The sequence below is a fragment of the Pedobacter sp. D749 genome (assembly GCF_019317285.1).
Lineage (GTDB): Bacteria > Bacteroidota > Bacteroidia > Sphingobacteriales > Sphingobacteriaceae > Pedobacter.
Genome location: NZ_CP079218.1, coordinates 492,863 through 517,366, shown reverse-complemented (window position 1 = coordinate 517,366; position 24,504 = coordinate 492,863). Strand labels below are relative to the sequence as shown.

Genomic DNA, 24,504 nt, shown 5'->3' with positions numbered 1-24,504 from the left:
AAAGGGATGTAGCTTTTTTTGAAAAGATGTTTTAATAGTGTGAATTTCACACTAAGCTATTCCATTATACAATCCAGACATGCTTTTTTGCATCATTATTCTGGACTTGATAAATTGTAAATCACAAAATATATTTAAACATAAATAAATAAACATTTAAACCTTAAACGATATTACAAAAGGCAAAAGAGGAGTTACAGCCTCACTTTCTATTAAGTTAGATCAATTTTTAGGTTTGGAAGAAGGTACTATACTGATACTTCAGGCTTACTATGAGATACAGAAAGAAAAAGATAAACTGAACGCATCCGATAAACCCAATTTATCAATACTCAGAAAAATTCTCTTTTGGGATACAGACTTTGATAAAATAAACTGGAAAAGCCAATATAAATCTGTCATTCAAAGAGTATGGGAGCGTGGAAATCGTGATGAAAAAAATGAGCTAATCCGATATTACGGAAAGCAAAAAGTAGATGAGGTAGAAAAGGACGATAATGCCCTAAACAGAATCACCTAAAAAATAGGATTAAAAATCAAGCCAAATTTAACATAAGATAACATATGTTGAGGCAAAAAACTTTTCATTAAAGCCTATATTGCATTTTTAACAATGTTCATTAATAGCTTTATCAACAGCCCTAACATGAAAAAAATTGCCGTAGCCTTAATCTTTATCTCGTCACTTCCACTCTTTACTCTCGGGCAAACAAAAAATTTAAAAAACTTTACCATTTCAGGAGAGGTAAATGTTGATACAGGAACTGTTCAACTTATCCCGAATGAATTAAACAAAGCGCTTTATCCAACTGGTTTTAAATCAATAATAGCGAAAATAAATAAAGGAAAATTCAAATTTAACGGGCAGATAGATGGACCCGTGTGGATGTACTTTAAAATTGGAGATAAATATCAATCTGCAGGCACAGCTATAAACACAGGAGAGCAGCGTATTTCTATTGATACTGCATCAAATTACGGAGATCCAATAAATGATAATTTGGTTATGAAAGATGCCAAGAGTTATGACAAGGCATTTATGATCGTAGAGAACCAACGCAAGCAATATAAATTACATTACGATAGTTTGTTTAATATTTATGGCAGAAAATTCCCGGAAGAACTTGAGCTGAAATCAATGAAGGAGCTGAAAGCAACCTATATTGCTCACGATGCTACACTGTTATCGTTTGTTAAGGAAAATCCAAATTCTTATTATGCACTTTACAAATTATACGCTCTTTTGAATTTTGGCTACAATACCACTTTGGGAAACACCTTTGAACATTTTTCAACACTGCTGAAAACATCAAGACTTGGCCAGGCTACTCTGCAACGGATTTTATCTTTGAAACAGATCGCTATTGGAGAAACACTCCCAAACTTCAACGTTTTTAACTTAAAAGGGGGAAAAATTGCAGACAACCCATACAATTCCAACAAATTAACACTTGTAGATATGTGGTATAGTCATTGCATGCCCTGTATCGCACAATTTGAAGACTTAAAAGCAATCAGAAACGCATTCCAAGATAAGGGATTCGAAATCATTGGAATATCAACAGATAAAACCAAATATGTAGAAGATTGGAAACTTGCCATCGACAAATATAAACTGACATGGCCCCAGTATTTAGATTTAAACGGAATTGAAACCAGCAAATATGGTATCCACATTTTCCCTACGAGCTTGCTGGTTAACCAGCAAGGTAAAATTGTAGCTACAGGACTTTCTACTGTGGAGTTGAAGGATTTTTTGAAAAATAATCTTTAGTACTAAGTCGAACGACTAGAAGTTCACAAAAAAGCCCTCTATACTTTTTAGCATAGAAGGCTTTTAAAAACTCAATTAACTGGCTATGGATTAAAACTAATGGCCACGTAGTAGATTGCTCCTGCCGATGGGTTACCATAAGAAGTAAAATAATATTTGTTCAATACGTTAGAACCACCAAGTTTAATTACCGATTGTACTGAAGGGATTCTTAAACTTACCTGCGCATCAAGCGAGCTGTATGCAGGCACCTGACCTGAGGCAAAAGAAGAATTCCAGTAGAATTGATCTTGCCAACGGTAAGAAACATTGAAACCAAAGTTTTTAATAATTTCTTTATTACCCAATCCCAGGTTATAACGGATTTTAGGCGTATTAAAATCGTTAATGTAGTTAACCGGCAAATCTCCGATCTGGTTGTAAGAAACGTTACCGCTTACATTCCATTTACCCACAAGGTAATCAAGACCTAAAGCTGCACCATAAGAAGTTACTTTACCTTCTGCATTAACCGGAACGCCGAATTTCACAAAACTTCCTCCAACATTCTGGTATACATCAACTGCGGTAATAAAATCTTTGTAAATATTGTAATAACCATATGCATCAAGCAACAAATTAGGTAAGAGTAAACCTTTGTAACCCAACTCGTAAGACTGAACACTTTCTGGACGAACACCTTTTGCATCAAAATTATATTGCTTTAATAATGCCGGATTTGGTGCTCCGGTGGTTGCTGCCGAAGCCAGGAATGCGCGGTAACTCACATCAGTATAGGGTTTGTTGGTATCTAAATGGTATTTGCTGAATATAATTTCTGGCAAGCCACCAATTAATCTCTGCGAACCACCTCCAACAGACAGATCGATGTACTGGTTCTGTGTAGTTGGGTTACGGTAACCTGTTTGGTAAGAAACCCTGATGTTGTTGTTTTTGGCAACTGTAAACACTCCGGTTACCCTTGGGGTAAACCGGCCTTCAAAATTCTGGCTTTTATCATAACGACCGGCAAAGGTAAATTTCACTTTATCGTTAAAGAACTTTTTACCTATTTGTCCAAATGCACCGTATTCCTTAATATCGATAGATTCATTTAAATCGTTAAAAATTGTTCCGGCTGAATTTAAATCATATAAACGATAAGATGCACCTACCTGAAACTCTACCACTTTGTTGAAAAGGTTGGTAAAATTATATAATCCTTCATAATGATATAAGTTAGATTTATCGTCGAATTTAGCACCGTAAATACCTTTACTCGGATCGGATGCACTGATCGTCGTATTCATAATCTCATCTTTTGCCTGCAAAAATTGTGGTGAGCCAGGAGCAAAATACGCACTACCGCCACTTGAAGCAGAGTTGGCAGCCGTTCTTGCGGTAATTTGTGCTTGTGCATCAGTTTGTCCGAGCGATCTTGCACCAACATAATTACCTACGTATTCAGGGAACCAAGCCTGAGAAATTTTAGATTTTTCGTTAATATAACTTCCCAAAATAGAAGAAATATAAGAATCGCCAGAACGTTCTTGTGTGGTATAACCACGTAACATGAAATCCTCTCCCTTTAGCTCCAATTTGTACTGGCCAATATTGAAGTTACGTAATGAATAACGGTCAGATCCAGTGTAAACCGAAGTCCCTGTTCCCCAATTAGCCTGTAAAGTTGCCTGAACGGTGCTACTGATATTGTAATATAATGCACCGGATGCTTTCAATGACTTGGTGTTATAATCTACAAGATCAGCCTCCTGATACCCATTTCTGGTAATATTTTGATTCGGTATTAAACCCGGAGTATTCAATCCTGCATAAAATGGTCTGGTTTGGGCATTTGTAGAAAGAAATGAATTAATCTGGGTTTGACTTGGAACCATTCCTCCGGTTGCTAATCCATAATTCTTAACGAAAGTTGCTGTTCCTGAAGCCAGCACACTTTGCGCCACATTTCTCATATTTTGGCTTAACTCATCTCCATAAGTATTGATCCCGTCATAATTCGGATCGCTCCGATCCCCACTTTTTACCGTTCTTGATACCCTGTCAAAGTTTGAGAAGTTGTTTCCGTACCAATCTTTGGCCTGCAAAAATGAAAAGGCAGCCTTTACCCCGAATTTATTGTTCCATGATTTTGCCATGCGTACATCCAGCTGATTAAATGGCTGTACACTGCTATTATCGTCATTAACGTGATTTACACCTGTTTTATATTGAAAACTAGCTCCCGGATATTTAAAAGGATCTTTTGAAGTCATTAACAAAGTTCCATTAATACCACCCGCACCATACAGGGCAGATGAAGCGCCTGGTAAGAGCTCTACATTATCTATATCGAGTTCCGTAATACCTACTATATTTCCTACCGAGAAATTTAATCCCGGCGCCTGGTTATCCATTCCATCGATATATTGATTAAAGCGGGTATTACCATTAGAATTAAAACCACGCGTGTTAATCGACTTGAAAGTTAAACTCTGCGCACTGCTTTCTACACCTTTCATATTGTTCAAAGCATCGTAAAACGATGGCGCAGCGATTTCCCTGATGGTGGCAGCACTCATCCGCTCGATGGAAACAGGCGATTCTAAAATACGCTCTGGTGTACGCGAAGCAGAAACAACTACATCTCCTCCTAATACAACTGCAGTTTCTATTTCCAGATTAATACCTGAAGTGCTTCCGGTAATCTGCTGTTCTACTGTACCATATCCTACATAGGATGCGACTAAAGTAAAGGGCACTTTTGCCGTTGTACTAAAGCTGAAACTTCCATTGGCTGTTGATGCGGTACCACCCGATTGGCCTTTAATGGTTAAACTAACTCCTGCTAGTCCTTCTTTAGATTGCTTATCCTTTACGGTTCCGCTTACCGTAATACTCTGTGCCTGTGCTGCCATATTACCAGCAAACACAAATATTAACACATAGAAGATCTGTGTAAAAATTCTGCTCATACGCGATTTAATTTGGTTATTTGTATTATTAGTTATATAAACTTAAATTCTTTTTTTGAATTAAACAAATTATGTTAGCATAATAATCTCAATTCAATTATAATTTTGATTGATATACAGTTTGTTGTATTTTGCAGTAAACATAAACCGTCATTTTGCCCTATCTTAGCAAAAGACTTGTTAGCTAGCCATTATGAATAAAATTAAAGCCATTTTCTGCATCGTCATTCCGATAGCATTAGGTTTTTTATTTAATACCAAATTAGGCAGTACGCCTCCATTGTTAAAATTTCTAAATCCTTTTATGGGTTTCTGGCAAAATGCAGAGAATAATCATTTTATGTTTAACCATAAAGCGAAGATTAAAGGTGCCATAGATAAAATCGAAATCGTTTTTGACGACCGCATGATTCCACATATTTTTGCGCAGAATGATCACGATCTGTATCTGGCACAAGGTTATGTAACCGCCATGCACCGCCTTTGGCAAATGGATTTCCAGACCCGTTTTGCCGCGGGGAGAATTAGTGAAGTTGTGGGCGACAAAGCGATAGAGGTAGACCGGTATCAACGCCGGATGGGCATGGTTTATGGCGCAGAAAACTCGTTAAAAGGTATGATGGCGGATCCCAAAGCAAAAGAAATGATCCTGGCTTATACCGAAGGGATTAATGCTTACATCAAAACACTCTCTAAAGCCAATTATCCCTTAGAATATAAGATACTCGATTTTAAACCCGAAAACTGGACTCCTGTAAAATGTGCTTTACTGTTAAAACAGATGTCGGCAGTGTTAGCCATGGGTTCTGATGAATTTTACATGACCAATATCTTGAAAAAATTCGGCCCGGAAGTGACGAAAAATCTTTTTCCGGATTACCCTTTCCGCGAAGACCCGATTATACCTGTGGGCACAAAATGGAATTTCTCTCCATTACCAATCCCTAAAACGCCTGAAAGCTTCACTCAGGCTCAAACCGGTGAGGTTAAAACAACTGAAAAAGTAGAAGGTATTGGCAGTAATAACTGGGCATTATCTGGCACTAAAACTGCATCAGGATATCCCATCTTAGCCAACGATCCCCATTTAGATTTAACACTTCCATCAATCTGGTACCAGATTCAGCTACATGCACCTGGCGTAAATACTTATGGTGTTTCTTTACCTGGTGCCCCTGGCGTAATTATTGGCTTTAACCAGAAAATAGCCTGGGGTGTAACCAATGTTGCTGCTGATGTGCTTGATTTCTATCAGATCAAGTTTAAGGATTCGAGCCACAATGAGTATTGGTATAACAATAAATGGAAAGCCACAACCAAAAGACTGGAGACCATTAAAATCCGCGGCGGGAAAGATGAAATCGATACTGTTTACTACACCCATCATGGGCCAGTGGTATATTTCCAGAAACCAAAATACGGTAGGGCCGATAACGTACCTGTTGGCGATGCATTGAGGTGGATAGCGCATGATGAATCGAATGAACTCATGACTTTTTATTACCTCAACCGCGGCAAAAACTATAACGACTACTGCAAGGCTTTAACTTTTTATACGGCACCAGCTCAGAACTTCGTTTTTGCCAGTATAGATAATGATATTGCCATTACGCCAAATGGAAAATTTCCTTTAAAATGGAAAGATCAGGGCAAATTTATACTGGATGGAACAGACCCTGCGTACGATTGGCAGGGATGGATCCCAAATGCACAGAATCCAACGGTTAAAAATCCGCCACGCGGTTTTGTGAGTTCAGCCAACCAGTCTTCTACCGATCCCACTTATCCATATTACATTAACTGGGAATTTGCACCATACGAGCGGGGCAAGCGCATCAACGACCGTTTATCAGCGATGAATAAAGCTACTTTAGACAGTATCCGCCTGATGCAGACCGACAACTATAGTATTGTGGCGCAAAACCTGGTGCCTGCATTATTGCCTTTACTGAACAATGAACAGTTAAATGCCACACAAAAAGAAGCATTGGCTTACCTGAAAAAATGGAACAAACGTTATGATGCACACGAAATTGCAGCCAGTGTATTCGAAATATGGACCAAACGCTTATCGTATGATATCTGGGCAGATGAATTTGAAGTGAAAGGCATTCCGATGCGTTACCCCTCAAGAGACCGTACGGTAGAGATGATTTTGAAAGAACCCAATGCAACCTGGTATGATAATATCAATACCAGCAAAAAAGAAACATTATCTGATCTGGTTAACGAAGCTTTTAAATATAGCTGCGACAGTTTGGAGAGGCGCTTTGGGCCAATAAATAAAGATTGGGATTGGGCAAATGTAAAACAGACCAATGTACCACACCTGGCCAAAATACCTGGGTTCGGCTCGAAGGTTTTACAGATTGGTGGCAACAAAGGCACTATTAATGCTTTGAACGAAACCAATGGGCCTTCATGGCGGATGGTAATTGAACTGGGTAAAACGCCAAAAGGGCATGGTGTTTATCCAGGCGGACAATCGGGTAATCCTGGAAGCAAATTTTATGATAATATGATCGATACCTGGGCAAATGGTAAATTGTACGATCTGTTTTATATGCAAAGTCCTGATGATCAATCGGGCACGGTTATTTCTCGTTTAAAAATTTCTAAATAGGCTAAAATGGTTTTCATTGTTATATTAATAATCTGTTTCCTTCTACAAATGATTGCCCCCTGGTGGATTATCATCGTCATATCTTTTGCCACTTGTGGCATTATCGGCAAAACAGGAAAAATAGCCTTCTGGCAGTCCTTCTTTGCTATTTTCTTACTTTGGATCGGTTATGCCTTATTCAAAAGCCTGCCTAACGATAATGTACTCGCTGGCCGTGTAGCGGTAATGACGGGTATTAAATTGTGGTGGGCATTATTATTGGTTACCGGCATATTAAGTGGTTTAGTAGCCGGAATTAGCGGTTATTGTGGCTATCAGTTTCGAATGGCTATGCTGGCTAAAAAAACTGACGAGAAAATAGCATAATGCTTTGTACTTTTGCGTTGTGAATTTAACAGCTAACGACATATTTTCTGTAAAAGATAAAGATACATTTAACGCCCTTGCCTTAAACATTTTTAAGCTACAGGCGCAAAATTGCAATGTTTACCGCGAATATATCTTTCACCTGGGTATAGATGCCGATGCGGTAACCGAAATTGCACAGATCCCATTTTTACCCATCAGTTTTTTTAAAAGCCATTCTATCCTGAGTAGTAATGACCCTGTAGAAATTACCTTTAGCAGTTCTGGTACAACGGGTATGGTGCAAAGCAGCCACCACGTAACCAATGTAAAACTATACGAACAAAGCTATCTGCAGGCTTTTACGGAGTTTTATGGAGATGTTACCGAATATTGCTTTTTAGCGCTTCTCCCATCCTACCAACAACGTTCTGGTTCATCTTTGATCTACATGGTGAACGATCTGATTGAAAAAAGCAGACATCCACAAAGTGATTACTTTTTATACAACCATGATGAATTGCTAAAAACCCTCATGGATCTTAAATCAAAAAAACAGAAAACCGTTTTAATTGGTGTTACTTATGCCTTGCTTGATTTTATTGAAAATTTCGATATCGATTTTCCTGAACTTATTGTAATGGAAACCGGAGGAATGAAAGGGAAACGTAAAGAAATGGTGCGCGAGGAGCTTCATGAACAGTTAACTAAAGGATTTGGCGTAAAAGCTATCCATAGCGAATATGGAATGACCGAGCTCCTTTCTCAGGCTTATTCTTTGGGCGAAGGTATTTTCAACTGTCCTGACTGGATGCAGGTTTTGATTCGCGATACCAATGATCCTTTGAGTTTAATTAAAAATGGCAGAACTGGTGGCATTAATGTAATCGATCTGGCTAATCTCAATTCTTGCTCATTTATTGCCACACAGGATCTGGGCAGGATCAATCCTGATCAAAGTTTTGAAGTACTGGGCCGGTTTGACAATGCCGATATCAGGGGATGTAATCTTTTAGTACAGTAATTCTTAATTTACCTTATCCGAACAACTGGCGCATAAACCCGTAGCAATTAGATTAAGGCGATCTACTTTAAACCCTGCCGGAACTTTTAATGCCGGAATTTTAACCGTATCCAAACAGTAAATTTTGTGGCAGTTATCGCAGTTAAAATGCACATGTTCATCATGATGCTCGTGCGCACTGCAGCCATCAGAACAGATGGCATAATTGGCGGTTCCCTGTTGATCTAAAACTTTGTGGATAATCCCTTTTTCTTCAAAAGCCTGCAAAACGCGGTATAAGGTAACACGGTCTGCATCTTTTCCCATCACCTGCTCTAAATAAGGCTGTGATGTTGCAGAATCTCTCCCACTCAAAATTTCCAGCACCTGTAAACGCGGGGCTGTTCTTTTTAGTCCATTCTTTACCAAAAGTTTTTCAAAACGCGAAGTATTATCTTCCATAGCAATACAAAAATAAGCAATTAATTAATGAGTTTGGCATTTTTGATAGTTATTGGTGGCTTGTAACTCGCATCTTTTTCTTCTAATCTTAAAATTCCCTGTACGTGAATGGGTTTTTCACTATAAGGTACCGCAGTTGCCATCTCTATCATAATCATTACCGGAATGCCGTTTTGTCCACAAAAATAACATTGATTAATAGGCAAAGTGGCCAAAAGAAATGTCTGCTGTTTCTGTCCGCTTTTTATAGGAATCAGGTAACCTGTTAAATCAAATTCCCTATTTTCAAAACGCCTGATTGATTCTGTAAACAGGGGCAAAAGTTCGTTCTTTTCGGTAAGTTCAAATTTCACAGAGCCGATTACATCCCAGTTTAAAGAGCGTAACTGATCTTTTGGACTATGTTTTTGCATTTGCGCATTGGCTGTACATACCGAAAACAGAATAAAAATGGCATATAAATGTCTCATTGTTTTACAGCATCTAGTAGAAAAAAGGTAGACCGGCTGTCGCCAGAATCGTTAATTATAAATTTCCCCCGAAGGGTAATGGGCTCTTCTGTCCAGTTAATGGGTTTTAAAGTCTTCACTTCTATCATTGAAGGGATATCGCCTGTACCACAATACGGGCAGGAGGCAACAGGTACGATAGAAAACATAAACTCGCTGAAGCTATTGCCAACTTTTATGGGAATAATAAAGCCAGGAAGTTCAATTACTTTATTATGGATGGCCTTTAAAGCGGGAGGAAAAACAGCCTGCCAAACCAGGGGCTTTACCTGTTTATCATATTTTAAACCGATAAGGTTCCAGGTGGGCGTGCGCATATCGGTATGTACATTTACCTGCGCAACAGCCGTAAAAGAGATCAATATCAATAAAACCGTTATATATTTTTTCATCATAACTGTTTTGCATTTAAAAGAAAAAATTCGCTCCGGTCATCGCCCGAATCGTTAATGATAAATACCCCTTTAAGTTTGATTGGTTTTTCGGTAATGGGAATAGCCGTCGTCATTTTTACCTGCACCATTGATGGAATATCGCCCGAGCCGCAATACGGACAGGAGGCAATGGGCACAATGGAGAACATAAATTCGCTAAATTTCGATCCTACTTTGGTGGGAATGATGTAACCGGGCAGCTCAATAACCTTATTGTGTAATGCCTTTAATGCCGGTGGAAAAACGCTTCCCCATTTCTTTGGCGCAATTTCGGCATCGTACCTTAAACCGATCAGGTTCCAGGTAGGCGTGCGCATGTCGGTATGTACCTTAACCTGCGCCGCTACTACGTGGATAACTAAACAAGAAACAACCAATAAAATCAATTTCTTCATTGCATAAACATTTGAGTTTATCTGTCTTTGGTTAAGGTTTGAGCAATATCAACTTTGTAAATCTGCATAGCAGGAATAAGCGAAGCCAAAGTACCTATAACCAGCCCGATCAAGATTAAATAGATCTCTTGCGGAACTGCAGTAAGCCCCGTTAATTTTGCCTGCGAAGATTCCTGGTAGCTCCCGATTAACTCGAGGGCAGCATGCCCGATCAGTAATCCCAAACAGGCACCGATAAACGTAACCAAAACGCCTTCAAACATAACCAGGAAAAATAGTTTCGATTTTGATGCACCCAGGCAACGCATAATAGCCAGATCGTATTTCCGTTCTTTCATCGCATTATAAAGGCTAATAAAAATACTCAGCGCTGCGATTCCCATAATAAATATGGCAAACCATTGCAGGGTATCAATGCCAACGCCAATGAGCGAAAATAGTCTTGCACTTTCCATCGCCGGAGAGGCGGCCTGCATATTGGTGCTTTGGTTAACCATCCGCGGAAAAAGGATAACCGACATTGGCGATTTATACTGAATCAGCAAGGCTGTAATCTGCTTATCATTAATTTCTTTGGCTTCTTCTGCGGCGGTATGCCTATGGCCTTCAGCATGCTTCTCTTCATGCATTTTATACACACTGCCAATATTAGTGAGGATCAGGTTATCGGTTATATTCCCCTGCGGTTTTAAAATCCCCTTTACCTGGTAAGCGTGTTGTTTATGAATATCTCCGTTACCGGTTAAACCATGTGCACCGAAAAAAGAATCACCAATTTTAAGCCCCGATGTTATGGCAACAGTGCTACCCAGGGTTACTTCTAAATCTTTTTGCCAAAAACTGCCCTTTTGGATAGATAAACCATAAAGATTGGAGAAAGTACTATCTGTACCAACAATCCGGTAACCATTATAATTATCTCCCAACGCCAATGGAACTGCCCTTTTAACCATCGGGTTATGCATCAGTTTGTAGGCATCTTTGGCCGGGATATTTCCTGTTGGATAATCAATATGGTAAACACTGCTTAATATCAATTGTAACGGACTTCCTTTTGCTCCTACAACCAGGTCTATATCTTTCGCATTTTTCTCCAGTTTATTGTTAATCTGTGTTGAAGCCAAAAAGAGAATAGACAGAATACCCACACCAAAGGCAACTAAAATAATATTCAAAACTGTTGTGAGTTTATTCCTGATGAGGTTCTTGCTACTGATTTTAAAAATATTCATTAGAGTAGATAGGTTTTAGTAATATGGTTTTTAACCCTCCCGTCATGCGTGGCAATAATCAGTGCAGCACCGTTATCTTTGGCCTGGGTAGTCAGCATCTGAATTACCTGACTGGCGTTTTCATCATCTAAGCTAGAGGTAGGTTCATCTGCAATCAACAGATCGGGCCTGTTTACCAATGCACGTGCCACCGAAACCCTTTGCAACTGACCCTGACTTAATTCATCAGGATAATTTTTAGCCAGCTCAGCAATATCCAGATCAGCTAAAAGCGAAAGGTTTCGTTCATAATCTATTGGCAAACCAGCCATTACCGCAGCAAGTTCCAGGTTATCGAGCACATTAAGAGAACGAATAAGATGCGGCCTTTGAAAAACGATGCCAATATGCCTTCCCCTAAATCTATCCTGTTCCCGTGCAGGCAAAGTATACAAATCGGTTCCGTTAATTAAAACTCCACCCTGGCTTGGCTTTAAAAGACCTGAAATAATATTAAGAAGTGTGCTTTTGCCACTTCCTGATGCACCCAGTAGAAGCCATTGTTCCATATCGGCAATTTCCCAAGATGGAAATTTTAAGCGTCTCCCCTTATCATAAACATGTGCCAAAGCGTTTACCTCAATCATGATGTGCTGCTGTTTGTACTTTTTTAATAACCAGGTTTTTTATGGCGTAACGCCTGTAAAGTTCTATTCCATCGTTTGTACCATGTTTACAGGCCGGATTTAACATGGCTATAAACGATAAAGCTGTGATAAATAATATTTTGTAATTCATTGACATAATTGACTATTGATGACCCAATGGGCAGGATTTAAGCATTCGTAAATTAATATAATGTGCAGCAGCAATGATAAGGCCGCCTACAGGAATCAAGATTGGCTCTAATGGTTCAATGCCCGAAAAATGCCCCAATGCAATACAGGCAAAGCCGGCAATAAGTATCAGAATTGGCATCATACGGCGATGTTGTTTGCGGTACGCCGAACTTAAACTCCAGATACCAACAAGCAATGAAATGGCAATCATGGTTATTTCAACCTCCTCATTGGCCAGGAAACCCAGTCCCCACATCGGTAAAACGGTAATTAAAAATGGCAATGCAGCGCAATGTATGGCACAAAGTGTTGAGGCCGTAATGCCTATCCTGTCGAGATTGATTTTGGAACTCCGTTGTTTCATTAAAAATAAATTTAGCGCACAAATATAAAAGCAATTTAGTTGCACTAAAATAATTAACGCTTCATTTGCAACATAATTGCATTAGAATGATAAAGAAAATTACCAGGAAAGGATTAAGCGGTTGCAGTAGTAGTGACCAAGCCGCTTAATACGATGTTCAGAAATAAATAAGATTTTAGATTAGACGCGCGTATTAGCTTACGCAATGGCCACATCCTTTATGGATATTTGTTTACGAAGGCAATTATGAAGCCATTCACAATTGAATTACCCACATTTCATTTAGATGAATTAATGCGGAGCAGGTCATCCAAAATGTTGATGATTTAATTAAACTAAAAGGATAAGATCAGGTGTGAAACTCTTCTATTTTGCTTCAATTCTAAAATAATCAAAGTCAACATATCCACCAGCATTTTCGGTTGCGTAATTAAACAATCCAAAACGGTACCCTATAAAATGGGGAAGCGTATACGACATTTGCAGCGGCTCCCCTATAGGTTTCCAGGTTTTGCCATCAAAGCTGTAAGAAAAATAACCTTTATCTGTTCGGTTCTCAAAATCACATCTTGCTTTGAGATAAATGGTTTGCTGTCCGGCCGGAACATCTTCACCAATTACAATACCATTTTGGGCGCTTACGGCAACCACCGTTTTCTTTGATCCAGTGTGTTTTACACCAACCCAACCAAATTTGCGCTGAAGCAGCATCAGTCCGGCCTGGTCTCCAGCCTTCATACCGGAGATATCAATTAAAGTGGTTCCGGTTGATACCGGTCCGATGGTACGCTGGGTTAATGTATTGCGAGCCAAAAGAATATTAGTATCTAATCTTGAAGTGGTAATCCGTAAAAATCCCGGGCGTTTAGTTACTGACCAAAATGCATGGTCTGGATTGTGGTTCCATTGCCATACCAGCGGAAGCAAGGGGTCGCCCTTTTTGCGGTTAAATTCATCTGATGCTACAATTCCGGGAATTAAGCCTTTGCTAACCGGAAGTTCCAGTGTTTCCGGAACTTTACCGTTTATGCCAAGTATCGGCCATCCATCTTGCCAGTTAACCGGAACTAAATACGGAATGCGTCCAACGGATCCGAAATCTCTAAAAAGATAAGAAAACCATTTCCCCTCTGGTGTACTAATTAAACCGCCTTGTGCAACACCCTGATCTTTAAGCGCTACCTGCCCTTCATATGGCCCTGTAAGTTTGTCGGAACGGTGTACAACAACCGTACGCATTCCATTTCGTGGCCAGGTGATGTTAAAAAGATAATATTTTCCATTAATTTTAAACAGTTGGGAACCCTCTGCTGGTAATCCGGCACCCGTACCTGCCGGAAGGCTTGCGTTTTCGATGATCGTTACAGGTTGCGTATTGGGTTTTATTCCAGATAAATCTTCCTTTAACTCCACCAGGGTAATTTTTCCAGTCCCATATACCATATAAGGTTTTCCATCATCCTCAAAAAACAGGGAATGGTCGTGCAGTGAAGGTTTAAACGATGTTAGCTTCCATGGGCCTTTTTCGATATCTTTTGTACTGTAGATGTACGTTTTGCCAGTAGTGCCAGAAAAAGTGCTTACATAATAAATGCCTTTATGAAAACGAAGACTACTTGCCCAGGATCCCCGCCCGTAATCCCACTTTCCATTAGATAAAGTTAATTCATCAGCATTTCCGAGGGTATCGTAAGCGTAACTTAAAATTTTCCAGTTTACCAGATCGGTTGATTTCATGATCGGTACACCTGGATTCATGTGCATCGTGGTGCTACTCATGTAATACACTTTGCCCACTCTGATCATCGAAAGATCGGGTACATCGGCAAAAATGATCGGATTTGTAGCTTTTTGCGCATTAACACTAACTGTAGCAATTAGCACAAAAAAGAGCGATAATGTAAATAATTTAAGATTCTTCATACAGGTTAGTCAGCATTTCAATTTGCACTGCGTTTATATTCGGTATTCAAAGCTATTCAAAAATATACAGATCAATGGACGGCTTTGTTCAAATGTGTGTGACGAATGTTTTGAATTGAATCAATCCCGGTTACAGAAAACAATCAAGCTAACCAAATGTAGTAACTTCAGTTCGATTAATAATGTGTTTTAATTTGGGTTATTTAGCGCCTTGCATGAATGGTCGTCACCCTGAACTTGTTTCAGGGTCTGTATAGCAAGGCGGTTTAGCAAAAAAGATGCTGAAATAAATCCGATAGCCATCGGATCGAAATGACGGCGATTTTTTAAATCTATTAATGCGTTGATATGGCCTTCGACTACGCTACCATTGACAGACTCCAATAGAATGGACGTCATTCCCGCGCATGCGGGAATCTTAAAGCGCTTGCATTACGATTATTCATAAGTTTCCCTTGTTTCAAAGGCATTCATGAGCACTCCGTGGTTCCCAATCGAGTTGGGAATGACGACCTCACGCAGCCTACTAATTTTTAAACAAGCTCTTACCTCTTTGAGCCATTTATTTAAGCCCATATATATTTTAAACCTTCTCTCGTTTATCTTTTCGTTTTGCATTAATATATTCAGATGGAAGCATATTAAACTGGGCTTTAAAAAGCTTAGAAAAATAGCTTGGTGTACCAAAACCAGCCATGTATGCAATTTGTGCAACGTTATAATCACTTTTCTCCAGCAGCTCCACGGCTCTTTCCAGTTTTACAGATCTGATGTATTCTATTGGTGTTAAACCCGTAATTTCAAGTAGCTTATGATAAAGAGAGCCCCTGCTCATTCCCACATGCCTGCTCAGTTCCTCTACTGAAAGTTCCGGATTATTAAGTTTTTCATCAATGTATTGAACAATTTTATTCAACAATTTAACTTCGCCAGACTCAATTTCGATTTCTTTAGCCTGTACCTGCACTTGTTTAGAATATGCATTTTTAACGGAGCGGTTAAACAACAATAAATTGTCAATCTTTGCATGAAGAATATCAAAATTAAAAGGCTTTGTAAGGTAATCGTTGGCACCTGACTTTAAGCCTTTAATCTGATCTTCCTCTCCACTAATTGCGGTAAGCAAAATAACCGGAATATGGCTTGTTCTTTTATCTGCTTTTATTTTCTGACTAAGCTCAATGCCATTCATTTCGGGCATGCTAACATCAGTAACCACCAACTGAGGATGCCCGGAAAGTGTTTTTTGCCAACCCTCTTTTCCGTTTGCCGCCTCTATAATCTGATAAAAAGGCTGTAAGCTATCTTTCAGGTAAAATCTAAATTCCTCATTATCTTCTACCAGCAGGATCGTAGCCATCTTACTCTCGGCAGTTACCGATTCTCCAAAAGTTTCATCTGTTTCTTCTTCTGTTAGACTGTCAACTGCAAGGTCAGTTTCTTGATTATGATCTTCTTTCACCACGTCAACCGGCAGCGAAACCAAAAATGTAGTGCCTTTTCCAGGTTCGCTTTCTACAGTAATCTGTCCGCCGTGCAGTTCTACAAATTCTTTTACAATCGATAATCCAATTCCACTTCCCTGATTTAAAATAGCGGTTTCATTATTATCCATAAAAAAACGATCAAATACCCTGTCTTTACTTTGATGTGCAATACCTATCCCGGTATCTGAAACTGCAATGCAAAATACAGGTTTTACCTGATCGCCGGTGGCCCTGATGAACATGTTAAGGCATACTTCACCACCTTCTTTTGTGAATTTAAATGCGTTAGAAAGCAGGTTAAATATAATCCTTTCCATTTTATCCTGATCAAATTGCGTTTTCAGGCTTTTGATATCGCTGTTAATGCGAAGTGAAATTTTCTTGCGTTCGGAAAGATCCTGGAATGATTCTGCGGCTTCACTGATAAAAGTAATGAGATCGGCCTCATTCAGGTTTAATTTCAGTTCCTGTTCTTCCATCTTTCTAAAATCGAGCAGTTGATTGACCAGATTTAACAGTCTTCGGGCATTTCTACGGATCATCTTTACCTGACCGGCTACTGAAGACTCTTGTTTAACGGCAAGCAACTTATCAACAGGTGCTAAAATCAACGAAATTGGTGTTCTAAACTCATGACTTAGGTTGGTAAGGAATTTGATCTTTTGTGTATCCAACGCATGTGCACGTTCGGCATCTTTTCGTTGCTGCAGTATTCTTTCTTCTGCATTTATTTGAGCTTGCTCTATGGCGAGCTGTTTTTTGATGCGCTGAATTCCTCTTCTGCGAATGGCAAATAGAATTGTACCAGTTAAAACTACATAAAAAATATAAGCGTAAGTTGTCCTCCATATGGGTGGCTGTATATGAACAGAAATTGAAGTAATTTTATTACTCCAAACGCCGTCGTTGTTACTTGCCCTTACTTGAAAAACATAATCTCCGGGATCCAGATTCGTGTAATAGGCGGTCTTCTCTTTACCAACCTCGTTCCAGCCATCATCCAGGCCAACCAGTCGATAGGAATAGTGGTTTTGCTGCGGCGCTGTGTAATTAAGTGCTACATAACTAATTGAAAAATTTTGTCCATAACTTAATTTAATGTCTTTTGCGAAACCTATTTGCTCCTGAATCGGTGACTTTTCGCCAGGGAGTACAACGGTATTAGAAACCTTTAGTTCGGTAAGCAGCACGTTTGGAACCACAGTATTGGTAGGCAACTGGAGCGGATTAAAATAGTTGAAACCGTCTTGCCCGCCAAAATAAAGTTCGCCATCTGAAGTGCTGATTCCGGAACCCAATATGAAAGGACTGTCTTGCACGCCATTGGGATGCCCGAAGTTTTTTATTTTTTTTGTTTCAGGATTAAGGCAACTGATGCCGTTATCGGTGCTGAGCCAAATCAATCCGTCTTTACCCTCTAATATCTTGTAAACGATAGCATTAGACAATCCGTTTGTTTCGTTAAAATTGGTAAATTTCCCAGTACGGCGATTGAAAAGATCGAGCCCGGCACCATCAGTTCCTGCCCATATATTCCCTTTAGTATCGCATAACAAGCTTAATACCACATCGTTGGAAAGTCCGCTATTTGCTTTTCGATATACTTTATATTTACCGTTACTACGCTGAAATACAGCTATTCCAGTTCCGCTGGATGATATCCACATATCGCCATAATGATCTTCTACAATGGCCCGTATAAAACCATTGCTAGGGAGCAGCATAGGTGGCAGGGATTGAGTGCCATATTGCGTAAATGAATTCGTCTTATAATCAAATACATTAACACCAGTTCCGTTTGTACCAATCCATATTAAACCCTTACTATCTTCTTTAATAGCGAAAATTTCATTCTGGCTAAGATCAGTTGCTGATGGCCCTGCCAGGTATTGTTTGTAGGTTTTGGTTTTGGAATTATAGGCAAATAAGCCATGTTGGTACGTTCCTACCCAAAGCGTGCCCCTCGAATCAAGCATTAAGTTAAGTATAGCCAATGGATTTCTGGAAAAATCAATTTTGCTCTTCATGTCAACATGCTCGAACACGCCTTGATCACGATCGAAAAAGTGTAACCCTCCCCCATCCGTACCTACAAATATTTTTCGTTTTGAGAATTCGGCAAAGGAGGTAACAATGGGTGATGAAAGTCCTTTGGGATCAAACGGGCTGCTATGCTTCAGGTTAAACAGTGCTAAATTTGGATCGAACTTATTAACGCCACCTTGATAGGTACCCAGCCAGATAATACCATTATCAGCCATACAAATGCTTCTAACCGACTTATGGCTAAGGCCAAAGGATTCGCGTTTGTTGGGACGAATATTTGAAAAAACCTCAGTGGCGGTATTGAAAATAGTTACCCCGTCTTCGGTTCCTAGCCACAATTTACCTCCTTTTTCTAATCTGGCAGCATAAATAATGTCGTCAGAAAATAGCATATCACCCGATTGCAAAAAGGATTTGAAATGCTTCTCATCATCGAGCAACATATTGAGGCCATTATTGGTACAAAAAAATATCCGCCCCTTTTCATCCTTCACAATAGTTCTGATGAAATTATCAGTGAGGCTTGAAAGGTCATTGGGGTGATGGATAAATTTCTCGGTGGCACCGCTGGTTAAATTGAGCGCCAAAAGCCCAACATTGGTACCAATCCATAGCTTGTTATCGTTAGCCTGAAGAAAAGAAAGCACACTGGAGCCATTGCCCATTAAGGCATTTATTCCGACGTTTTTTACCTTTAACGTTTTCGAATTGATCACCCGATATCCACCAAAGGTGCCTACCCATATATTTCCGCTTTTATCTTCGTAAAGTGTTAATACATTGAAGGGGGTGTTACGATTCGGGATCCCCTCCCCAACAAATGATTTAAATGTATTTTGCTTGGCATCGTAATAGGCCAGGCCACCCCCGTTTGTACCCACCCAAAGCCTTCCCCTCCGATCTTCTAAAAGTGCTGAGATATTATTAGACGGAATGCTTGAGCTATCGCCGCTTTTGGTGGTATAAACAGTAAAATTGGTACCATCGAACTTATTTAGTCCATCGCTGGTGCCAAACCACACAAGGCCATTATGATCTTGAAGTATCGTATTTACAGTATTTGAAGAAAGACCGTTTTTAGTATTAAGGGTAATGAAATTGGGATTATTTTGTCCCCTTGCAATAGTGGAGCTCAATAACAATATCACTAAAATTGACATTGCACCTGTAATCAATACTCGTTTTAACATCATAATAATAGATTCACGCTTTAGCGATCTGGATTGTGATTGTGTTTGTGCAGGACTGCTTAATTGACGTTGATATGCTAAAGCGGAAGATAAGTTTTACGATCACGCTTTTGAAATCCGGGAAATGTAGCAATATATAATTTCCGACAAAATATGGGTGCTTACACGCCTCCGTTTGGTTCACTACAGCAATACATCATTAAAGCATTATATTTGGTTACCTTATTTTAGAAGTGATACTCATGTAAAGCAATACCTGAATAATTTCTAACCGAATATATCACTTACTTTTGAAAAAAACAATCGATTGCATTACTATGTTGTATTTTTTAATCAGGAGTATTAAAAAAGCATGGAAAAATGAGGTGATATTATGGTAACGGGAGTGATGACCTAATCCAATAAAAAAAGCCAGAAACAACGTTAAACGAAGTTTCTGGCTTTAAGAGCGTAATTTTTTATTTATTCTTTAAGCCTTCAGCTGTGCCTGCATAGGCCGGTTTCCGTACAAAGCCTTCTGTCCACAAGCCAATTGGCTCCCCTGCTCTCCAACTTGAGCTGGCTGGACTATCCTGAGGCGACCAGATGGTAATTCCATATCGCTGAGCGGCTGGAATAAGCTCAAAATATTTCTTGATTACATATTTATACATCTCTGATTGAGCGGCATATTGCTCGGCCGTTGCCTGTGCCGTTTTTACATTTCCTGTAAAACCCATATCTAATTCTGATATTTTGATCAGTTTGCCTGTTGCGGCCAATAATTTGAACATTTCTTCAATCTTAGCTTTATCGGAAGTAGCTACAATGTGCATTTGTGTACCAATACCATCTATTTTTGCGCCTTTGCCTTCTAAATATTTTATGTAATCAAGTAATCCTTTGCATTTTTCGATGCTGTATTCGAGATTATAATCATTTATAAAATGGATATCATTTGCGTTACCATACTGCCTGGCCAATTGAAATGCCTTTAGCGCATAATCCTTACCCAGGTAATCTTGCCAAAAGAATTCATCAGCCGCAATGGAAGCCCTACCTGCAGCAGTTTTAAGCTCAGTTGGCTTTGTATCATCCATCGGCTCGTTTACCACATCCCAGGCTTTAACATAATCTTTTGAAGCGGTAACTATCCCTTTAATCCAGGTCTCTAATGCGGTGGTTAAAATGGCCTTTTTCTGCTCGGCAGTTTTTTCTACAATTGTAGTGCCGCCAAGGGCATTGTATTTTTTAAGCGTGATATTATCAAAATAAAAATTTGTCGCGGTTTTACCCAGATTAAAAGCCAAAGCACCACTTGCTGCAATATCTGTGGTAACGGTAATTTCTTTGGTATAGGTTGTCCAGATAGGTGTTGAAGAAATTGCGCCAAAAAAATCATAGAATTTGTAGGCACCGGGCGTAGTGTGAGCCTGTGTAGGGTAAGATGCCGCTACATCAGAGCGTACATTCATTTTCAGCTCATATTTCTCTCCTACTGCTACCGCCGGAAACTTAAGAAATAATTGTGCATCATAATCATTGGCCCGCACTGCCGAGTTACTAATTTTCAAAGCCCGTCCTGTACCGTTAAAGCCTCCGCCAGTCGCAGTAAAAGAGGCTACGGCATTGGTATTGGATTGATAAACTGAAGCGTTGTCAGTTTCAAAATCGGCTCCAATGACCAGGTCCCAGGTAGGACCACTACTTGATGCAGTTACCACCGGGGCAATCAGTCCTTTTAGGTAAGTAGCATTTTGATTGGCGTGCCAGGCAAGTGTATGGCCAAAAACGGTAATACCTGCTTTAGATGCTGTCTCCAGCAGGTTTTTCACATTAGTTAAGGCCAAACTTCCGTCGGCCTGTACAACGGCACCATGTTTCATTTCGTAACCTAGTGTAATTTCATCAAAATTACTATTGGTCAATCTATAAATCACACCTTTAGAGAGGTAGGATTGCAGGCCGGTTCCGGCGCCTAATTTAAATTTAGGATTTGCCGTTCTATCAATATAGGTTTTTAATGGCTGATAGGCATCGATCGTCTCCTGGGTCGCAAAGCTTGTCGGTTTAGCCACCTGGAAATCGAGTGCTTCATATTTGTGGCAGGAAGCAAGCAATATTATCCCCGCCAGACAAAATGCTATTTTGTATAATCGTTTCATTTTCTCAATTGTTTGATTAAATATTAATTATTTGACCGGTGTAAATGTTTCGGCCTTCACACCACGATCGCGCATAACCAAGGTATCCAGGCTGTTCACCGTTCTATCATTCAGATCGATCTGATAGTTAAGATAAAGCGCATCGCGATCCTGGTTGCCCCAGCTATTTTTCTCTCCGCGTTTAACAAATTTCCCGCTGCCACTTGCTGTAAAACTAGCGTCGCCAGCCGAAATTGCACAATTGCCCGCATTATCGAAAGTAAGCAGTAAGGTCCTGCTGATGCTGGCTCCTCCCGCTACCTTAAAAGTAACAGGAAACTCCGCCTGGGTTAGTGAACGTGTGTTTAATTTGTTGATTTCATCACTCTCCACATACTTCATGTGGCGAACTACAGATTGATTAAGTGACGTATTGCCGTTTTTTCCCGTAATCACATCCTTTCCTCTCCGAAGATAGAAACCCTGCCATGTATTGATATACTTTACGGCATACAATGTATATTTTTTCTCAGGCAAGATTGTTTTGTTTTGATCGGCACTGGTCATTGTTAAAGGGATTACATAAGTGGTATTAACAGCCAATGGGTCTGCGAAAAAAGCATCGGTTAACTGCACGTCTACTCCACCAACCAAACTTCCTTTCGGGATGACAATTTTGTTAGCCGCAAGTGTATAATAGTTTGCAGGCATTGGCCTTACAGTACCGCTATACGGCGATGGAAAAGACAATCCCTGAGTTAGCGCATTATCCACACTGATGCCAATGGTAATGTCTTCTTTATTTGAATATACTCCACCAACCGTGCCCATAATCTGAAATCTATGTTGGTTATCAAGTGAAGTATCAAAAATATCTTCTCCCATGGTAATAGTCCGAATTGGCCCCTGGTAGGCAAAATATACAGATTGTACGTCGTTATCCGGAAATGCCCATTCTTCGTTTTTGCAAGCGCTAAGTGCTAAAACGAGCGCAAGTAAAATATATATTTTATTTTTCATGATGTTATTTTTTTATAGCGATTGAATATTACCATCCCGTGTTTTGTTGCAAAGCATTATACTTTAGCGTTTCACTGTAAGGAATTGGTCCAAATCTCATATACTCCTGATAGTTTCTTGCTTCTACATTAATTTCCTGATAGGTACCTTGCGAGATACTAACCCCTTTAACCGGTTCGGTTAATGTTGCATTCCATCTGCGAAGATCCCAAAAACGAAACCCTTCAAAAGCCAGTTCTAACCTACGTTCGTTCCTAATCAATGTTCGCATGGCATCTTTGTCTGCTTTAATCGATTCCAGGTAAGCATCACCGTTTGCAGTTCCAACGCCAGCCCTGGCACGAATAGCTTTAATAATATCGTAAGCAGAATAAGGATTGCCACCATTTGCCGTTGGTCCCCATGCCTCATTTGCGGCCTCTGCATAGATCAGGAACATTTCGGTATAACGGATATGTGGCCTGTAGTGCTTCTGGTTATTTACAGTTGGTGTACGGCTGACATCTTGCCTCAACAGTTTTTTCATGTAATAACCAGTCCGTGTAGAAACTTCTTTTCTATTCAGTCCATCATCATTGGTTGCCACATCTGTTGTGGTATTAATGACTTTATTTGTTGGCCCGATTGTATTTCCGTTGTACACAATAAATTTTGCTAAACGCGGGTCTCTACCTGTAAACGGAGCAGCAGGGTTATATCCGCTCTGTGGCATATTGGCAATCGGATAACCATTTTGCATCGGGAAAGCATTAACCAGATTCTGAGTTGGATTTATGCGTCCCTGCCCTGATAAGGTTGGTGGATAATTGGCAGCCTCTAAATCACTATTTGATCCAACATTTGTACGCCAAAGTACTTCCCTTGGACTAGCCCCTGAAGCCAATGCATCAATTTCTGCCTTGTTATCGTACCAGGTAACACCATTAGGATCTAAATTAGCTAACCAGTTATTCAGTGTAAGTACATGTGCTGCGTAGGTGGCGGCATCGGCCCATGTGGTAGAATTACCAGTGCTGAAAGCCGGACTTGCGCCCATTAGTGCTACCCGGGCACGAATGGCTTTAGAAATACGACCCGTCATGCGTTGGTTAAAAAACTTACCGAAAACACGGTTATAGGTCTCTACATTAACTCCTGCATATTTTGTCGGGATCTGGCTCGTACTATTGATATCAGCATAATCTAAAGGAAGTAATTGTTCTGCCTTGTCCAAATCGCCATAAATCTGTTTCATACAGGCATCAAATGTAGCCCTTGGTTTGTTAAAATCAGAAGCCGGAGTTTCAGGCTCGAGTACAATTGGGAAACCATATAAATTTCCGCCTACTTTTCCGGCGTGTGCCTGTAGCATATACGACATCAGGTAAGCTCTCAAGGCATATGCTTCGCCTTTTTGCCTGTCGTTAAACATTCTACTTAACACGGGGTCTTTAGAATCCCAAAGCACCTTGTCTGTTTCTGCTAAAAACAAGTTAATGTACTGAATGCCAGCTCTTGCATTTGTCCATTGATCTAATGGATTAACTGCAGCCGACCATTGTCCGGTGGCAATTTTTCTAAAATTATTATTGATATCATTACTTACCGCATCATCGGTAGCTACATCATTAAAAGACCAGCCATTTGATGGAAGCCTTGTGTAACCATTTAGCAATAGCCCATGGGCAAGTGCGGGTTCTGTATAGATGTTCTCAAAATCTCCGTTATTTTGTGGAGCGGGGTCGGTAAACTTTTTACAGCCCGAGAGCATCACAACGACAACTACAAATCGTATTAATATTCTGTTCATCTTTTCTAATCTA

General features: G+C 39.8%; 19 protein-coding genes. 5 read left to right on the top strand and 14 right to left on the bottom strand.

Annotated features, from left to right (window positions below):
* Nucleotides 1-235 precede the first annotated feature (235 nt).
* Nucleotides 236-520, top strand: a complete 285-nt coding sequence (locus KYH19_RS02045; RefSeq protein WP_219077378.1) for a hypothetical protein — start codon at nt 236-238, stop codon at nt 518-520.
* A 126-nt stretch (nt 521-646) separates the two neighbouring features.
* Complete coding sequence (locus KYH19_RS02040) at nt 647-1,774, top strand: TlpA disulfide reductase family protein (protein WP_219077377.1); 1,128 nt, start codon at nt 647-649, stop codon at nt 1,772-1,774.
* An 83-nt stretch (nt 1,775-1,857) separates the two neighbouring features.
* Here KYH19_RS02040 and KYH19_RS02035 read toward each other — a convergent pair whose 3' ends face one another.
* Nucleotides 1,858-4,728, bottom strand: coding sequence for a TonB-dependent receptor (locus KYH19_RS02035; protein WP_219077376.1), 2,871 nt, complete (start codon nt 4,726-4,728; stop codon nt 1,858-1,860).
* Between the two features lie 193 nt (nt 4,729-4,921).
* Between KYH19_RS02035 and KYH19_RS02030 the strand changes: the two genes are divergently transcribed.
* From KYH19_RS02030 to KYH19_RS02020, 3 genes are read left to right on the top strand one after another with little or no spacing between them, the layout of a single operon-like run.
* Nucleotides 4,922-7,351 carry a penicillin acylase family protein gene (locus tag KYH19_RS02030; RefSeq protein ID WP_219077375.1) on the top strand — a complete coding sequence of 810 codons (2,430 nt, stop codon included), beginning with the start codon at nt 4,922-4,924 and terminating at the stop codon, nt 7,349-7,351.
* 6 nt (nt 7,352-7,357) lie between these two features.
* Nucleotides 7,358-7,717, top strand: a complete 360-nt coding sequence (locus KYH19_RS02025) for a hypothetical protein (protein ID WP_132395112.1) — start codon at nt 7,358-7,360, stop codon at nt 7,715-7,717.
* Nucleotides 7,718-7,736: 19 nt separating this feature from the next.
* Nucleotides 7,737-8,720: an acyl transferase gene (locus KYH19_RS02020; RefSeq protein ID WP_219077374.1), complete on the top strand. Its 984-nt coding sequence runs from the start codon at nt 7,737-7,739 to the stop codon at nt 8,718-8,720.
* Between the two features lie 3 nt (nt 8,721-8,723).
* Here KYH19_RS02020 and KYH19_RS02015 read toward each other — a convergent pair whose 3' ends face one another.
* The 13 genes from KYH19_RS02015 to KYH19_RS01955 all read right to left on the bottom strand — a co-directional run bounded on the left by KYH19_RS02015 (nt 8,724) and on the right by KYH19_RS01955 (nt 24,491).
* Nucleotides 8,724-9,161 (bottom strand): Fur family transcriptional regulator, encoded by a 438-nt coding sequence (locus KYH19_RS02015; RefSeq protein WP_121282329.1) that lies wholly within the window; start codon nt 9,159-9,161, stop codon nt 8,724-8,726.
* Between the two features lie 20 nt (nt 9,162-9,181).
* Nucleotides 9,182-9,631 carry a hypothetical protein gene (locus KYH19_RS02010; RefSeq protein ID WP_219077373.1) on the bottom strand — a complete coding sequence of 150 codons (450 nt, stop codon included), beginning with the start codon at nt 9,629-9,631 and terminating at the stop codon, nt 9,182-9,184.
* Entirely contained in the window at nt 9,628-10,062 is a 435-nt protein-coding gene (locus KYH19_RS02005) for a hypothetical protein (protein ID WP_219077372.1), read from the bottom strand. The genes KYH19_RS02010 and KYH19_RS02005 overlap by 4 nt, the downstream gene beginning before the upstream one ends.
* Nucleotides 10,062-10,499: a hypothetical protein gene (locus KYH19_RS02000; RefSeq protein ID WP_132395122.1), complete on the bottom strand. Its 438-nt coding sequence runs from the start codon at nt 10,497-10,499 to the stop codon at nt 10,062-10,064. The genes KYH19_RS02005 and KYH19_RS02000 overlap by 1 nt, the downstream gene beginning before the upstream one ends.
* A 17-nt stretch (nt 10,500-10,516) precedes the next feature.
* Nucleotides 10,517-11,731 carry an FtsX-like permease family protein gene (locus KYH19_RS01995; RefSeq protein ID WP_132395124.1) on the bottom strand — a complete coding sequence of 405 codons (1,215 nt, stop codon included), beginning with the start codon at nt 11,729-11,731 and terminating at the stop codon, nt 10,517-10,519.
* Nucleotides 11,731-12,357, bottom strand: coding sequence for an ABC transporter ATP-binding protein (locus KYH19_RS01990; RefSeq protein WP_132395125.1), 627 nt, complete (start codon nt 12,355-12,357; stop codon nt 11,731-11,733). The genes KYH19_RS01995 and KYH19_RS01990 overlap by 1 nt, the downstream gene beginning before the upstream one ends.
* The gene (locus tag KYH19_RS01985) at nt 12,350-12,508 is read right to left on the bottom strand and encodes a hypothetical protein (protein ID WP_165902547.1); all 159 of its coding nucleotides are present in this window, start codon (nt 12,506-12,508) and stop codon (nt 12,350-12,352) included. Before KYH19_RS01985 ends, KYH19_RS01990 begins: the two co-directional genes overlap by 8 nt.
* 12 nt (nt 12,509-12,520) lie before the next feature.
* Nucleotides 12,521-12,913, bottom strand: a complete 393-nt coding sequence (locus KYH19_RS01980) for a MerC domain-containing protein (protein WP_132395126.1) — start codon at nt 12,911-12,913, stop codon at nt 12,521-12,523.
* A gap of 366 nt (nt 12,914-13,279) precedes the next feature.
* Complete coding sequence (locus KYH19_RS01975; protein ID WP_132395127.1) at nt 13,280-14,836, bottom strand: glycoside hydrolase 43 family protein; 1,557 nt, start codon at nt 14,834-14,836, stop codon at nt 13,280-13,282.
* Nucleotides 14,837-15,419: 583 nt separating this feature from the next.
* Nucleotides 15,420-19,562 (bottom strand): hybrid sensor histidine kinase/response regulator transcription factor, encoded by a 4,143-nt coding sequence (locus tag KYH19_RS01970; protein WP_132395128.1) that lies wholly within the window; start codon nt 19,560-19,562, stop codon nt 15,420-15,422.
* 455 nt (nt 19,563-20,017) lie between these two features.
* Nucleotides 20,018-21,703, bottom strand: coding sequence for an endo-1,4-beta-xylanase (locus tag KYH19_RS01965; protein WP_132395129.1), 1,686 nt, complete (start codon nt 21,701-21,703; stop codon nt 20,018-20,020).
* 27 nt (nt 21,704-21,730) lie between these two features.
* Nucleotides 21,731-22,702: a DUF5627 domain-containing protein gene (locus tag KYH19_RS01960; RefSeq protein WP_219077371.1), complete on the bottom strand. Its 972-nt coding sequence runs from the start codon at nt 22,700-22,702 to the stop codon at nt 21,731-21,733.
* Nucleotides 22,703-22,730: 28 nt separating this feature from the next.
* The gene (locus tag KYH19_RS01955) at nt 22,731-24,491 is read right to left on the bottom strand and encodes a RagB/SusD family nutrient uptake outer membrane protein (RefSeq protein WP_219077370.1); all 1,761 of its coding nucleotides are present in this window, start codon (nt 24,489-24,491) and stop codon (nt 22,731-22,733) included.
* Between the last annotated feature and the right edge of the window lie 13 nt (nt 24,492-24,504).